Source organism: Variovorax sp. GW823-FHT04B03, assembly GCF_058796495.1.
The window spans coordinates 1,673,482-1,688,456 of record NZ_JBXAIT010000001.1; the positions used below are offsets into that span (position 1 = coordinate 1,673,482).

At 68.8% G+C, this 14,975-nt stretch carries 10 protein-coding genes; 9 read left to right on the forward strand and 1 reads right to left on the reverse strand.

Going from position 1 to position 14,975, the window contains the following annotated elements; translation table 11 throughout:
- Nucleotides 1-12: 12 nt before the first annotated feature.
- Nucleotides 13-2,172: a thiamine pyrophosphate-dependent enzyme gene (locus AC1RAD_RS07830; RefSeq protein ID WP_492734408.1), complete on the reverse strand. Its 2,160-nt coding sequence runs from the start codon at nucleotides 2,170-2,172 to the stop codon at nucleotides 13-15.
- Nucleotides 2,173-2,259: 87 nt separating this feature from the next.
- Between AC1RAD_RS07830 and AC1RAD_RS07835 the strand changes: the two genes are divergently transcribed.
- From AC1RAD_RS07835 to AC1RAD_RS07875, 9 genes are all read left to right on the forward strand, one after another.
- Nucleotides 2,260-3,174: a LysR family transcriptional regulator gene (locus AC1RAD_RS07835; RefSeq protein ID WP_095744196.1), complete on the forward strand. Its 915-nt coding sequence runs from the start codon at nucleotides 2,260-2,262 to the stop codon at nucleotides 3,172-3,174.
- Nucleotides 3,175-3,446: 272 nt separating this feature from the next.
- Nucleotides 3,447-4,226: a TSUP family transporter gene (locus AC1RAD_RS07840; protein WP_492734409.1), complete on the forward strand. Its 780-nt coding sequence runs from the start codon at nucleotides 3,447-3,449 to the stop codon at nucleotides 4,224-4,226.
- Between the two features lie 185 nt (nucleotides 4,227-4,411).
- Nucleotides 4,412-6,025 (forward strand): xanthine dehydrogenase small subunit, encoded by a 1,614-nt coding sequence (xdhA, locus tag AC1RAD_RS07845; protein ID WP_492734410.1) that lies wholly within the window; start codon nucleotides 4,412-4,414, stop codon nucleotides 6,023-6,025.
- Nucleotides 6,026-6,027: 2 nt separating this feature from the next.
- Nucleotides 6,028-8,487, forward strand: coding sequence for a xanthine dehydrogenase molybdopterin binding subunit (gene xdhB / locus AC1RAD_RS07850; RefSeq protein WP_492734411.1), 2,460 nt, complete (start codon nucleotides 6,028-6,030; stop codon nucleotides 8,485-8,487).
- A 94-nt stretch (nucleotides 8,488-8,581) separates the two neighbouring features.
- Nucleotides 8,582-9,574, forward strand: coding sequence for a LysR family transcriptional regulator (locus AC1RAD_RS07855; RefSeq protein ID WP_492734412.1), 993 nt, complete (start codon nucleotides 8,582-8,584; stop codon nucleotides 9,572-9,574).
- A gap of 76 nt (nucleotides 9,575-9,650) precedes the next feature.
- Nucleotides 9,651-11,048 (forward strand): NCS2 family permease, encoded by a 1,398-nt coding sequence (locus AC1RAD_RS07860; protein ID WP_062477503.1) that lies wholly within the window; start codon nucleotides 9,651-9,653, stop codon nucleotides 11,046-11,048.
- A gap of 261 nt (nucleotides 11,049-11,309) precedes the next feature.
- Nucleotides 11,310-12,857, forward strand: a complete 1,548-nt coding sequence (locus AC1RAD_RS07865; protein ID WP_095744201.1) for an ABC transporter ATP-binding protein — start codon at nucleotides 11,310-11,312, stop codon at nucleotides 12,855-12,857.
- Entirely contained in the window at nucleotides 12,844-14,007 is a 1,164-nt protein-coding gene (locus AC1RAD_RS07870; RefSeq protein ID WP_492734413.1) for an ABC transporter permease, read from the forward strand. Before AC1RAD_RS07865 ends, AC1RAD_RS07870 begins: the two co-directional genes overlap by 14 nt.
- 3 nt (nucleotides 14,008-14,010) lie before the next feature.
- A complete protein-coding gene (locus tag AC1RAD_RS07875) occupies nucleotides 14,011-14,931 on the forward strand; it encodes an ABC transporter permease (protein WP_062477512.1) in 921 nt (306 codons plus the stop codon).
- Nucleotides 14,932-14,975: the final 44 nt, after the last annotated feature.

Consider the following 14,975-nt stretch of genomic DNA (forward strand, 5'->3'; position numbering starts at 1 on the left):
GGTTCTTTCTTCTCAGGCCGGGCGCAGGGCGCCGACGATCGCGCTGCGCAGGCCGTGCAGCAGGCGTTCGTGCCACTTCGGGTTCTGCACCACCTCGGCGCGGTAGAAGCTCGGGCACAGCGTGGCCGCGTGCGCGTTGGCGCCGCACAGGCCGCAGCCCACGCAGCCGTCGATGACGACGGCCACCGGGTCGACCTTCAGCGGATCGGGGTTGTCCTTGAGCGTGAGGGTGGGGCAGCCCGACAGGCGGATGCAGGCGTGGTCGCCGTTGCACACGTCCTCGTCGACGCCGTACTTCACGCGCACCACGCGCTTGCCTTTTTTCAGCAGGCCGGCGATCCACGGCTTGATGCGGCGTTGGCGCTCGAGCTGGCACTCGCCCTCGGCGATCACCACCTTCAGGCCGTTGAAGTCGCTCGTGAGCGCCTCGGTGAGCGTCTTGCGCATGCGCTCCACGTCGTAGGTGGTCACGGTGCGCATCCACTTCACGCCCAGGCCCGTGAGCGTGGCCTCGATGGTCTGGTTCTTGTCGACCAGACTCTGCTGCTTGTCGACCGCGCGTTCCTTGATCTCGTCGTCGGGCGTGGAGATGATGTCCTGCGTGCCGGTGGCCGAGGTGTAGCCGTTCTTGAAGATCAGCAGCACCGCGTCGTCGTCGTTGAACAGCGCGCTCTGCACGCCCGTGAGCAGGCCGTTGTGCCAGAAGCCGCCGTCGCCCATGATCGACAGCGTGCGCCGGTTCATCATCGGCGCCACGCCCGCGCGGCTGGCCAGGCTCATGCCGTAGCCGAGGATCGAGTGGCCCATCGAAAACGGCTCGAAGGTGCCGAAGGCATGGCAGCCGATGTCGGCCGCGATGTGCACCGGCCCGGTCTCCTGCTGCGCGAGCTTGAGGGCCGAGAACACCGGCCGCTCCGGGCAGCCGACGCAAAAGCTCGGCGGGCGGTTGGGCAGCGGCGCATCGAGCCGGCGCGCCACCGCCTCGCGGCGTTCGCGGTTGCCGGCCAGCCAAGCCTGCGCCGAGGCTGCCGCTTCGCTCGCGCCGAGGTAGCGTTCGGCAAAGGCCGCGAGGCCCCCCGACAGCACCTCCACGCCGTACTCGCCGGCCTGCGGCAGCAGGTCCTTGCCGTGCAGCGGCGTCTGGATGTCGCGGCGGCGCAGCAGCGTGGCGATGTCCTGCTCGATGTACTCGGGCTGGCCTTCTTCCACCACCAGCACCGCGCGCTTGCCGATGCAGAAGTCGGCCACCTGCTCGGGCACCAGCGGGTAGGTCACGTTGAGCACCAGGATCGGGATGTCGGTGTCGCCGAAGGCATCGGCCAGGCCCTGCTGCTGCAGGCTGCGGATCAGCGCGTTGTACAGCCCGCCCTGCACCACGATGCCCAGGTCGGGGTGGCGCCGGCCGGCCATCAGCTCGTTGAGGCCGTTCGCCACGATGTGGCGGCGCGCGGCGGGCATGCGCTCGTCGCCCTTGAGCTTCTCGTGGCGGAAGGTGACGGGCGGGTGCGCCAGGCGCATGTAGTCGAAGCCCGCGGGCTCGTCCATCAGCGCGCGCGTGGACACGGCGGGCGCGATGTTGTCCTTGCAGTCGAAGCTGCCGCGCACGTGGCAGGTGCGGATGCGCAGCTCCATCAGGCAAGGCATGTTCGACGCCTCCGACAGCTGGAAACCCTGCTCGACCATGCGCACCATCACGCCCAGGTCGGGCCGCGGATCGAGCAGGCACATGCTCGACTTGAGCGCGTAGGCGTGCGTGCGCTCCTGGATCACGCTGGCGCCTTCGCCGTAGTCCTCGCCCACCACGATCAGCACGCCGCCCGTCACGCCGGGCGACGACAGGTTGGACAGCGCATCGGCCGCCACGTTGGTGCCGACGATCGACTTCCAGGTCACGGCGCCGCGCAGCGGGTAGTGGATGGAGGCGCCGAGCATCGCCGCCGCCGAGGCCTCGTTGGAGCAGGCCTCGACGTGCACGCCCAGCTCGTCCATGTAGGCCTTGCCCTGCACCATCACGTCCAGCAGGTGCGACACCGGCGCGCCCTGGTAGCCGCCGACGTAGGCCACGCCCGATTGCAGCAGGCCCTTGGTGATCGCGAGGATGCCCTCGCCGTGGAAGGTGTCGCCCGCGCCCAGGCGCAGCATTTCCACTTCCTTGCTGAATGAAACTTCCATCGTGTCTCGTGCTTCTTGTCGTGGGGAGAACGCGGGAGTGTGGGCGGGCCTGCGTCATACTTCAATGCAATGAGCCAGCTATCGAATATGAATGGGGTGCATATTGATTCGGTCGACCTCAACCTGCTCCGGTTGTTCGACGCCGTCTACCGCACCCGCAACGTGAGCCGCGCCGCCGAGGCCCTGGGCCTCACGCAGCCGGCGGCCAGCCACGGCCTCACGCGGCTGCGCCTGCTGCTGGGCGACGCGCTGTTCACGCGCAGCCTCGGCGGCGTGGCGCCCACGCCGCGCGCCGAGCGGCTGGCGGTGCCCGTGCAGTCGGCGCTGGCCATGTTGCAGCAGGCGCTGGCCGAGCCCGAGCGCTTCGACCCGGCCGCCTCGCGCAAGCTCTTTCGCATCCACATGAGCGACATCGGCGAGGGCCGCTTTCTGCCCGCGCTGATGGCGCGGCTGCGCGAGCTGGCGCCGGGCGTGCGCGTGGAGACCATGCCGCTCGCGCCGGGCGAGATCGCCACCGCGCTGGACAGCGGCAGGGTTGACTTCGCCTTCGGTTTTTTGCCGCATGTGGAGGACACCCAGCGCACCCAGCTGCTGAAAGACCGCTACATCGTGCTGCTGCGCCACGACCATCCCTTCGTGAAGCGCCGGCGCAGCGGCCAGGCGCTGCTGGCCGCGCTGCACGAGCTCGACTATGTGGCCGTGCGCACCCACGCCGACACGCTGCGCATCCTGCAGCTGCTGAACCTCGAAGACCGCCTGCGCCTGACGACCGAGCACTTCATGGTGCTGCCGGCCATCGTGCGCGCCACCGACCTCGCGGTCGTGATGCCGCGCAACATCGCGCGTGGCTTCGCGGCCGAGGGCGGCTACGCCATCGTCGAGCCGCCGTTTCCGCTGCGCGACTTCACCGTGTCGCTGCACTGGAGCAAGCGCTTCGAGGCCGACCCGGGCAACCGGTGGTTGCGGCAGGTGATCGTGGCCCTGTTCTCGGAGCGCGGCTGACCGCGACCGCCGAACACCCGCAGCGTGCCCCGTGCACAGGGCACTGGGTGCTTCCCGCAGCGAAATCAAGGAGGAGGGCGAAGCCCGGGGGACATTCGCGGAGGGAAGTACCCGGTGGCCTGGGCACGCACCCCGGACACACGCGTTATTCTCAAGCGTCCCCGCCTCGCGCCCCCGTCCCCCGATCCCCGTCCGAATGTCCGTCCCGCATCCCCTTTCCCCCGTCTCCCTTCACCGTCCCGCAAGCTTCGGCGCGCGCTGACGACACCCCGGTGCAAGCGATTCTTTCCGGGGCCGTCCCGGTCCTGATCTTCATGGCCTGCGTGGGCCTGGCCACCTACGCGCAGAACCTCACGGGCTTTGCGTTCAGCCTCATCCTGCTGGGCCTCGTGTCGGTGTTCGACATCGCCAGCGTGAACGACGCGGCCAATGCCGCGACCGTGCTGAGCCTCATCAACGCCTGGACCTACTTCCGCGCGCGCCCCGGCCCCGTGCCCTGGCAGCTGATGAAGCCCGCGCTCAACGGCAGCACCGTCGGCGTGATCGTCGGGCTCATGCTGCTCGTGTGGCTCAGCGGCAGTGCCGTGGACTGGCTGCGGGGCCTGCTGGGCGTGTCGATCCTGATCTGCGCCGTGCTGCTGTTGCTGCAGGGCAAGCCGCTGCCGGCCGTGTCGGGCCGCACCAGCTTCGCCCTCATCGGCGGTCTCTCGGGCGTGCTGGGCGGGCTGTTCTCGGCCTCGGGCCCGCCCATCGTCTTTCACATGTACCGCCAGCCGCTGGACCGCGAACTCGTGCGCCGCGCGCTGCTGCTGATGTTCGCCTTCAACTCGCTCGTGCGGCTCGTCATCGTGGTGCCCACCGGCCACTTCTCGTGGCACTCGGCGTTGCTGGCCGGTTGCGCCATGCCCGTGGTCTACGCCGCGACGCGGCTGCACCATCGCCTGCCGAACAAGCTGCAGCCGCGCACGCTGCAATGGCTGGTCGCCGGGCTGCTTTTCGTGGCCGGCGTGACGCTGCTCGCCACCGCCTGGACCGCGATCGCACACGGCTGAAAAAGGCTGAAAACCCTCGGTTTCCGGCATGGCCCGGGAATTGCAGCGTCAATCCAAGGGTTTCCCCGGACGTGGCATACCGACCCTCACATACGCGTTATGGGCGTGCCCGTATGCAAGACCCCACGCAAGCCGCTAACGTCCATGACTGGCCCATGACGGGCCGCCCACGAGCCTGAAAAAGCATGAGCACCGAGAGCAGTAGCAATCCGATTCAACCGATCCGCTTCTTCCATCGCGGAAAGATCGTCGACGTCAGCGGGGTCCATCCGACCCGCTCCGTGCTCGACTGGCTGCGCGAAGACGCGCGCTGCACCGGCACCAAGGAAGGCTGCAACGAAGGCGACTGCGGCGCCTGCACCGTCGTCATCGGCGAACTCGCCACCGACGCCCACGCACCCGGCGCGGTCGACGGCCTGCAGCTGCAGACCGTCAACGCCTGCATCCAGTTCCTGCCCACGCTGCACGGCAAGGCGCTGTTCACGGTCGAAGACCTCAAGGGCCAGTGCGCGTCGCAGTGCAAGCCCAAGACGGAAGCCCCGGCCAAGCACGCCGTCCACCCGCTGCACCCCGTGCAGCAGGCCATGGTCGACTGCCACGGCTCGCAGTGCGGCTTCTGCACGCCGGGCTTCGTGATGTCGCTGTGGGCCACCTACGAACACCACCAGGCCGAGGGCACGCAGCCCACGCGCCAGCAGCTGGCCGACGACCTGTCGGGCAACCTCTGCCGCTGCACCGGCTACCGCCCCATCCTCGACGCCGGCCAGCGCATGTTCGATCTGCCGGCCGTGCGCCTGGACACCGCCCCCGTGGTGGCCGCGCTCACCGCGCTGAAGAACGACGGCCTGGACTACGCCGCCCCGCTGGGCGCCCGCATCGACCACTTCCACGCCCCCAAGACCCTGGCCCAGCTCGCCGCACTGCGCGTGCAGAAGCCGCGCGCCCAGCTGCTGGCCGGCTCGACCGACGTCGGCCTGTGGGTCAACAAACAGTTTCGCGACCTCGGCGACATCATCTATGTCGGCGACGTGGCCGAGATGAAGACGGTCGAAGAGCGCGCCGACGAGCTCTACATCGGCGCCGGCGCCTCGCTCGAAGCCGCCTTCGGCGCGCTGGTGGCCCGCGTGCCCAGCCTGGCCGACGTGTGGCTGCGCTTTGCCTCGCCGCCGATCCGCCACGCGGGCACCATGGGCGGCAACGTCGCCAACGGCTCGCCCATCGGCGATTCGCCGCCGGTGCTGATGTCGCTGGACGCCGAGATCGAGCTGCGCCGCGGCGACGTCGTGCGCCGCATGCCGCTGCCCGCGTTCTATCTCGACTACATGAAGAACGAGCTGCAGCCCGGCGAGTTCGTGCAGGGCCTGGCCGTGCCGCTGGCCGCCATGCGCCGCCAGGTGCGCGCCTACAAGATCAGCAAGCGCTTCGACTGCGACATCTCGGCGCTGTGCGCGGGCTTCGCCATCGAGTTGGAAGCCGGCAGCGACACGGTGAAGGCCGTGCGCCTGGCCTTCGGCGGCATGGCCGCCACCGTCAAGCGCGCCGCCAACGCCGAAGCCGCGCTCGTGGGCAAGCCCTGGACGCAGGCCAGCGTGGCGACCGCCAAGCTGGCGCTGGCGCAAGACTTCAAGCCGCTCTCGGACATGCGGGCCTCGGCCGACTACCGCCTGCAGGTGGCGCAGAACCTGATCCAGCGCCTGTGGCTCGAAACCCGCACGCAGGACGCGCTGTCCATCGAAGAAACCAGCGTCTGGAGCGTGATGCCCCATGTCGTTGCCAAGGTTGCGGCGGAAGGACTCTGACCATGAACAAACCCATCGACGCCCGCCTGCTGCAGCCCGCCGAGGCCTTTGCCGACTACCTGAAGAACACCGCCGCCCGCATCGACGTGGGCGCCGAAGCGCTGGCGCACGGCCGCGGCATGCGCGTGGGCATCAGCCGCCCGCACGAGTCGGCGCACCTGCACGTGGCCGGCGAGGCCACCTACATCGACGACATTCCCGAACTCGCCGGCACGCTGCATTGCGCGCTGGGCCTGTCGCCGGCCGCCAACGGCCGCGTGACGGCGCTGTCGCTCGACGCCATCCGCGCCATGCCCGGCGTGGTCACGGTGCTCACCGCCGACGACATCCCCGGCACCAACGACTGCGGCTCGATCATTCACGACGACCCGATCCTGCTGCCCGTGAACGACGGCGGCCAGATCCGCTACCTCGGCCAGCCCGTGTTCGCCGTGATCGCCGAAACGCGCGACGCCGCGCGCCGCGCCGCCGCCAAGGCCAAGGACGCGATCACCCTCGAAGCGCAGCCGCCCGTGCTCACGCCGCAGGACGCGCATGCGCGTGGCCAGTACGTGGTGCCGCCGATGCACATCGTGCGCAGCGGCGGGGCCGCCAACGGAGGCGACGAGGCCGCCGTGCGCGCCGCCATCGCGAAGGCACCGCACCGCCACAGCGCCACGCTCGACGTCGGCGGGCAGGAACAGTTCTACCTCGAAGGCCAGATCAGCTACGCCATCCCGAAGGAGGGCGGCACGCTGCACATCCACTGCTCGACGCAGCACCCGAGCGAGATGCAGCACCTGGTGGCGCACGCGCTGCACCTTTCTTCGAACGAAGTGCACGTCGAATGCCGGCGCATGGGCGGCGGCTTCGGCGGCAAGGAATCGCAGTCGGCGCTGTTCGCCTGCGTGGCGGCCATCGCGGCGCGCCAGCTGCAGCGCCCCGTGAAGCTGCGGCTGGACCGCGACGACGACTTCATGATCACCGGCCGGCGCCACTGCTTCTGGTACGAGTACGACGTGGGCTACGACGACGAGGGCCGCATCCTCGGCGCCGAGATCACGATGGTGTCGCGCGCCGGCCATTCGGCCGACCTGTCGGGCCCGGTGATGACGCGCGCGCTGTGCCACTTCGACAACGCCTACTGGCTGCCCAACGTGAGCATGCACGGCTTCTCGGGCAAGACCAACACGCAGAGCAACACGGCCTTCCGCGGCTTCGGCGGCCCGCAGGGTGCCATTGCCATCGAGAACATCATGGACTCGGTGGCGCGCGAATTGAAGCGCGACCCGCTCGATGTGCGGCGCGTCAACTTCTACGGCAAGGGCGAGAACAACGTCACGCCGTACCGCCAGACCGTGACCGACAACATCGTCCACGAACTCGTGGCCGAGCTCGAAGAAACCAGCGACTACCGCCTGCGCCGCGAAGAGATCGCGGCCTTCAACGCGAAGAGCCCGGTGCTCAAGCGCGGCCTGGCGCTGGCGCCGCTGAAGTTCGGCATCTCGTTCAACGTGAAGCACTTCAACCAGGCCGGCGCGCTCGTGCACGTGTACACCGACGGCTCCATCCTCGTGAACCACGGCGGCACTGAGATGGGCCAGGGCTTGAACACCAAGGTGGCACAGGTGGTGGCGCACGAACTGGGCGTGAGCTTCGAACGCGTGCGCGTCACCGCGACCGACACGACGAAAGTGGCCAACACCTCGGCCACGGCCGCCTCGACCGGCGCCGACCTGAACGGCAAGGCCGCGCAGGACGCCGCCCGCCAGATCCGCGAACGCCTGGCCGCGTGTGCCGCCGAGCGCCATGGCGGCAACGCCGCCGACGTGCGCTTTGCCAACGACCAGGTCGAAGTGAACGGCCGCACGCTGGCCTTCAGCACCGTGGTGGGCGAGGCGTACCTCGACCGCAAGCAGCTGTGGTCCGACGGCTTCTACGCCACGCCCGGCCTGAGCTGGGACAAGGACAAGATGCAGGGCCGTCCGTTCTACTACTACGCCTACGGCGCGGCGGTGAGCGAAGTGGTGGTCGACACCCTCACGGGCGAATGGAAGCTGCTGCGCGCCGACATCCTGCACGACGCGGGCAAGTCGCTGAACCCGGCCGTGGACATCGGCCAGGTCGAGGGCGCCTTCATCCAGGGCATGGGCTGGCTCACCACCGAAGAACTGGTGTGGCACCCGGCGAGCGGCAAGCTCACCACGCACGCGCCCAGCACCTACAAGATCCCGACGGCCAACGACTGCCCGCCGGTGTTCAACGTGCGCCTGTTCGAGGGCCAGAACTTCGAAGACTCCATTCACCGCAGCAAGGCCGTGGGCGAACCGCCGCTGTTGCTGCCGTTCTCGGTGTTCTTCGCGATCCGCGATGCCGTGTCGGCCGCGGGCGGGCACCGGGTCGATCCGCCGCTGAAGGCGCCGGCCACGAGCGAATCCATCCTCCGCGCCCTGACCGCGGTGCAGGCAGCCTCTGGCGAATGAGCACCGGCCGTGCTCGCACGGTCCGAGCGTCCTTCCGTTCTCCAAATGCTGCGCTGTATAACTGTTCGCACAGACAAGAAAGGTGTGAACAGCCATGAGAGACCAGGCGCTTTTCGACAAGATCGACCTTCATCTGATTCGGGTGCTTCATACCGTGCTGACCGACCGCAGCGTCTCGCGCGCCGCCATCCGCCTGGGCATGTACCAGCCGGCCGTCTCGGCCGCGCTGAAGCGCCTGCGCGAGCTGTCGGGCGACCCGCTGCTGGTGCGCTCGGGTTCGGGCATGGTGCCCACCGACGCGGGGCTGCGCATGATCGAGCCCGCGGCCAGCATTCTTCGGGCGGCCGAGATGCTGTTCTCGGATGCGCGGGGTTTCGAGCCGCAGTCGGCGGCCACGACCTTCCGCATCGCGGCCAGCGACTACATGGACCCGCTGTTCCTGCCGATGCTGGTGGCGCAGGTCAAACGCGAGGCGCCGCTGTGCCAGATCGAGATCCATGCGCTCTCGCCCGATTCGGACTACCACGGGCACCTGGCGCTCGGGCAGGTCGACCTGGTGATCGGCAACTGGCTCAAGCCGCCGGAAGACCTGCACATGGCGCGCCTCTTCGGCGACGAGGTGGTGTCGCTGGTCAACCAGGACCATCCGGCCGTGCGGCGCGGGTGGGACCTGGAGACCTGGCTGGCGGCCGAGCACATCGCGCCCACGCCCATGCACCCGGGCGGGCGCGGCATCATCGACCAGATGCTCGACGAGCTGGGCCGGCAGCGCAACATCACGGCGCGCTGCGCGCACTTCAGCCTCATCCCGGACATGGTGGCCTCCAGCCTGCTGGTGCTGACCACCGGGCGCCAGTACTGCGAGCGCTTTGCCGCACGGCTGCCCGTGAAGATCCTCGAGTGCCCGGCTGCCTTGCCGCGCCTCATGTACTACCAGCTCTGGCACGAACGCACGCATTCGTCGAGCTCCGCGCGCTGGCTGCGCGAATGCATCAAGGGCGTGGCGGCGTCGCTGCGGCCCGGCTCCGATGCCGCGCCCGCCACTGCCCGAGCCCTGCCGGCTGAGCCGCTTTCCGATCCTCCCTGAGCCCTCCGTCGCGCCGGCGTCGCGACCGAGGCAACGATGAACGAACCGCCACATACAACAGCTGGAGACAAGCGAAATGAACAGGTATGAAGAGGTGCCCAAGGCCACCACTCCCCGGGCCGCCGGGGCCACCGAGGCGGCGCCGTTGCGTGCGGCCACCGCACCGGCCAACGCCGGTCTGCTGGAACGCTTTTTCAAGCTGACCGAGCACAACACCACCGTGCGCACCGAAGTCATCGCAGGGCTGACCACCTTCCTGACGATGGCCTACATCATCTTCGTGAACCCCTCGATCCTCGGGGACGCGGGCATGCCCAAGGGCGCGGTCTTCGTCGCCACCTGCCTGATCGCAGCCATCGGCACGCTGATCATGGGCCTGTACGCCAACTACCCGATCGCCATGGCGCCGGGCATGGGCCTGAACGCCTACTTCGCCTACGTGGTCGTGCTCGGCATGGGCTACACGTGGCAGACCGCGCTGGGCGCGGTGTTCATCTCGGGCTGCCTGTTCCTGATCGTGACGGTCACCGGGTTGCGGGAGCTGTTCATCGCGGGCATACCGCAGTCCTTGCGAACGGCGATCACCGTGGGCATCGGCATGTTCCTGGCGCTCATCGCGCTCAAGAGCGCGGGCGTGGTCGCGGCTTCGCCGGCCACCTTCGTCACGCTGGGCGACCTGCACTCGGCCCCCGTGATCCTGGCGACCATCGGCTTCCTCATGATCGTGGCGCTCGACCGGCTCAAGGTGCGCGGCGCCATCCTGATCGGCATCCTCACGGTGACGGTGCTGTCGTTCTTCTTCGGCGGCAACAAGTTCCACGGCGTGTTCGACGCGCCGCCGTCCATCGCGCCCACCTTCATGCAGCTGGACATCCTGAGCGCGCTCAAGGGCGGCATCCTGAACGTGGTGCTGGTGTTCTTCCTGGTCGAGATGTTCGACGCCACCGGCACGCTGATGGGCGTGGCCAAGCGCGCGGGCCTGCTGGTGCCGGGCAAGATGGAACGCATGAACAAGGCGCTCCTGGCCGACAGCGGCGCGATCTTCGCGGGCTCGCTGCTGGGCACCTCGAGCACCACGGCCTACGTGGAAAGCGCGGCCGGCGTGCAAGCCGGTGGCCGCACCGGCCTCACGGCCGTGGTGGTGGCGGTGCTGTTCCTGGCCTGCCTGATGATCTCGCCGCTGGCGGGCTCGGTGCCGGCCTACGCCACCGCACCGGCGCTGCTCTTCGTGGGCTGCCTGATGCTGCGCGACCTGGTCGAACTCGACTGGGAAGACACCACCGAGGTGATCCCGGCGGCCGTCACCGCGCTGGCCATGCCCTTCACCTACTCGATCGCCAACGGCCTGGCCTTCGGCTTCATCACCTACGCCGTGCTCAAGCTGTGCACGGGCCGGGCACGGGAAGTGCATGCGATGGTGTGGGTGATCGCGGCGATCTTCCTGTTCAAGTTCGCCTACATCGGCGGGCACTAAGAGATTGAGAGGCACTTCGGCATGACCGCTCATCCCCCGCAAACGCGCCCACTCTGCGTTGCAAATGCTCGCCATAGCCCTCGCTATGGCTGCGCTTTGCGCCTTGATTGGGCCCGTTTGCGGGGGCTGCTCGGCCACGCCGAAGCGCCTCCCAACCTCTGAGGGACGCGCCGTCGGGCGCCGATGGTCGCGGGGACGCTATTAAACTTATAGCTGTCCCCGCTTGTTGATGTTGAACGAGACAAACCCACGAAACCCGGCATGACAACCCCCAGACTCCAGCTGGCGCACATCACCAAGCGGTACCCCGCGGTGGTGGCCAACAGCGACATCTCCCTGGCCGTGCAGCCCGGCGAAATCCATGCCGTGCTCGGAGAGAACGGCGCGGGCAAATCGACCCTGATGAAGATCATCTACGGCTCGGTCAAGCCCGACGAAGGCACCGTCACCTTCGACGGCCAGGCGGTGAACCTGCGCAACCCGCAGCAGGCGCGCGCACTGGGCATCAGCATGGTGTTCCAGCACTTCAGCCTGTTCGACACGCTCACCGTGGCCGAGAACGTCTGGCTGGGCCTGGACAAGTCGCTCGCGCTGGCCGAGGTGGCCCGCAGCATCACGGCCAAGGCCAGCGAGTACGGGCTGGACATCGACCCCTCGCGCCCCGTGCACACGCTGTCGGTGGGCGAGATGCAGCGGGTGGAGATCATCCGCGCGCTGCTCACCAACCCCAAGCTGCTGATCCTGGACGAGCCGACCTCGGTGCTCACGCCGCAGGCCGTGATCCGCCTGTTCGGCGTGCTGAACAAGCTGGCCTCGGAAGGCTGCAGCATCCTGTACATCAGCCACAAGCTGCACGAGATCCAGGAGCTGTGCACCGCCTGCACCGTGCTGCGCGGCGGCAAGGTCACGGGCGTGTGCAACCCGCGCAACGAGAGCACCGAGTCGCTCTCGCGCCTGATGATCGGCAGCGAGCCGCCGCCGCTGCAGCACCGCCCGCTGCACGCCGGCGCGGTGGCGCTGCGCGTGCAGGGCCTGAAGCTGGCGCGCGAAGACCAGTTCGGCGTCGACCTGGACGGCATCTCCTTCGACGTGCGCGCGGGCGAGGTCGTGGGCATCGCTGGCGTCTCGGGCAACGGCCAGAAGGAACTGCTGTACACGCTCTCGGGCGAAGACGTGCGCGCCGAGCCCGCCATGGTGCGCGTGTTCGACCAGCCGGCCGGCCGGCTGCGCCCGCGTGCGCGGCGTGCGCTGGGCCTGCATTTCGTGCCCGAGGAGCGGCTGGGGCGCGGCGCCGTGCCCACGCTGGGCCTGGCGCACAACCTGCTGCTCACGCGCAGCAATGCGGTGGGCAAGGGCGGCTGGATCCGCACCGCCGAGCTCGACAAGCAGGCGCGTTCCATCATCGATCGCTTCAAGGTGAAGGCCGGCGGCCCGGGCGCGGCGGCGCGCTCGCTGTCGGGCGGCAACCTGCAGAAATTCATCGTCGGTCGCGAGATCGACGCCAACCCCAAGCTCTTCATCGTCTCGCAGCCGACCTGGGGCGTGGACGTGGGCGCGGCCGCGCTCATCCACGCCGAGATCCTGGCGCTGCGCGACGCCGGCTGCGCCGTGCTCGTGATCAGCGAGGAGCTGGACGAGCTGTTCAACATCTGCGACCGGCTGCACGTGATCGCCAAGGGGCGGCTGTCGCCCTCGATCGACCGCGCGGCGGCCACGCTGCCGCAGATCGGCGAGTGGATGAGCGGCCTGTGGCCGCAGGCACAGCCCCACCAGAACAACAAGAAGGAGGGCGCGCATGCTCAAGCTTGAACCCCGCCCGGAGCTGTCGCGCTTCTGGAGCTATGGCTCGCCGATCCTGGCGCTCTTGATCACCGTGCTCATCGGCGTGGCGCTGTTCGCCGCGCTGGGCAAGGACCCGGTCAAGGGCCTGCAGGTGTTCTTCTACGAACCGATCAAGAGCGGCTACGCCATCGGCGAGCTGATGGTCAAGGCCACGCCGCTGCTCATCATTGCGCTCGGCCTGGCCGTGTGCTTTCGCTCCAACGTCTGGAACATCGGCGCCGAAGGGCAGTTCGTCTGCGGCGCCATCGCGGCGGGCGGCGTGGCGCTCTTGGCCGACAAGAGCACCGGCAGCTGGATCGTCGTGGCCATCCTGCTGGCGGGCATCCTGGGGGGCATGGTGTGGGCGGGCATCGTCGCGTTCCTGCGCGACAAGTTCAACGCCAACGAAATCCTCGTGAGCCTGATGCTGGTCTACGTGGCCACGCTGATGCTGAGCTACCTGGTCTTCGGCCCCTGGAAAGATCCGCAGGGCTACAACTTCCCGCAGACCAAGACCTTCGAGGCGGTGACGCAAATCCCGCGCCTCATGAAGGGCTCGCGCGTGTCGATCGGGCTGATCATCGCGCTGGTCGGCGCGGGCGCGCTGTGGGTGTTCTTGTTCCGCACGCGCGCGGGCTTCGCGCAGCAGGTCGGCGGGCTGGCGCCCGCGGCGGCGCGCTATGCCGGTTTCTCGGCACGCCGCGCGGTGTGGATCGCGCTGCTCACCTCGGGCGGCGCGGCCGGCCTGGCGGGCGCGCTCGAAGTGGCGGGCCCCATCGGCCAGCTCACGCCGTACGTGCCGGCGGGCTACGGCTTCGCGGCCATCATCGTGGCCTTCGTCGGGCGGCTGCACCCGGTGGGCATGATCTTTTCGGCCATCCTGATGAGCATGTTCTACATCGGCGGCGAACTCGCGCAGTCGCGCCTGGGCCTGCCCAAGTCGCTCACCGGTGTGTTCCAGGGCCTGCTGCTGTTCACGCTGCTGGCCTGCGACACGCTCATCGCCTACCGCATCCGCCGCAAGGCCGGCGCCAAGGCGGCGACGCTGACCACAAGCTCGCTGCAGGTCAGCACGCCGATCACCGCGCCGACCGCGCCCGTTGCGCCGACCACGCGTGCCACCGAAGGGGGTCTCTGAACCATGGAAAGCTACGCACTTCTGCTGGGCTCGACCCTGAGCGCGGGCACCGTGCTCGCCATCGCGGCGCTGGGCCTGTTGATCAACGAGAAGGCCGGCGTCGTCAACCTCGGCGCCGAGGGCATGATGCTGTGCGCCGCCATCGCGGGCTTCGCGACGGTGGTCATCACGCACAACCCGTGGCTCGGCTTTCTGGCCGGCATGGCGGCCGGTGCCTTGCTCGCGGCCTTCTTCGGCGTGCTCGTGATCTGGCTCAACACCAACCAGTACGCGACGGGGCTGGCGCTGAGCCTGTTCGGCGTCGGCTTCTCGGCCTTCGCGGGCATCAGCTTCGTGCAGGCCAAGCTGCCCGAGAGCACGCCCTTCGCCATTCCCGTGCTGGCCGACATTCCGCTGGCCGGCCCGGCGCTGTTCCGGCACCACCCGATGGTGTACGTGGCCGTGCTGCTGACCATCGGGCTCATCTGGTTCCTGTACCGCACCCGCGCCGGCCTCGTGCTGCGCTCGGTGGGCGAGTCGCCCGAGTCGGCGCATGCGCTGGGCTACCCGGTGCGGCGCATCCGCTTCCTGGCGGTGATCGCGGGCGGTGCGCTGTGCGGGCTGGCAGGCGCGTACCTGTCGACCGTGTACACGCCGCTGTGGGTCGAGGGCATGGTCGCCGGCCGCGGCTGGATCGCGCTGGCGCTGACCACCTTCGCCACCTGGCGTCCGGTCCGCGTGCTGCTCGGCGCCTACCTGTTCGGCGGCGTCTCGATGCTCGGTTTTCACCTGCAGAGCAGCGGCGTCGACGTGCCCTCGCAGTTCCTCAGCATGGCCCAGTACATCGCGCCGATCGTGGTGCTGGCGCTGATCTCGCGCAACCCTGCCTTCATCCGCATCAACATGCCGGCATCGATGGGGAAACCGTTCTACCCCGGCTCATAATCGCGTTCTCGTTTTTTTGCCAACCCGTCCTTTTCTTCCGAGGA

What these genes read in the sequence shown, in the direction of transcription:
- AC1RAD_RS07830 (WP_492734408.1), bottom strand. Translation starts at nt 2,172, where the DNA reads ATGGAAGTTTCATTCAGCAAGGAAGTGGAAATGCTGCGCCTGGGCGCG.
- AC1RAD_RS07835 (WP_095744196.1), top strand. Translation starts at nt 2,260, where the DNA reads ATGAATGGGGTGCATATTGATTCGGTCGACCTCAACCTGCTCCGGTTG.
- xdhA (WP_492734410.1), top strand. Translation starts at nt 4,412, where the DNA reads ATGAGCACCGAGAGCAGTAGCAATCCGATTCAACCGATCCGCTTCTTC.
- xdhB (WP_492734411.1), top strand. Translation starts at nt 6,028, where the DNA reads ATGAACAAACCCATCGACGCCCGCCTGCTGCAGCCCGCCGAGGCCTTT.
- AC1RAD_RS07855 (WP_492734412.1), top strand. Translation starts at nt 8,582, where the DNA reads ATGAGAGACCAGGCGCTTTTCGACAAGATCGACCTTCATCTGATTCGG.
- AC1RAD_RS07860 (WP_062477503.1), top strand. Translation starts at nt 9,651, where the DNA reads ATGAACAGGTATGAAGAGGTGCCCAAGGCCACCACTCCCCGGGCCGCC.
- AC1RAD_RS07865 (WP_095744201.1), top strand. Translation starts at nt 11,310, where the DNA reads ATGACAACCCCCAGACTCCAGCTGGCGCACATCACCAAGCGGTACCCC.
- AC1RAD_RS07870 (WP_492734413.1), top strand. Translation starts at nt 12,844, where the DNA reads ATGCTCAAGCTTGAACCCCGCCCGGAGCTGTCGCGCTTCTGGAGCTAT.
- AC1RAD_RS07875 (WP_062477512.1), top strand. Translation starts at nt 14,011, where the DNA reads ATGGAAAGCTACGCACTTCTGCTGGGCTCGACCCTGAGCGCGGGCACC.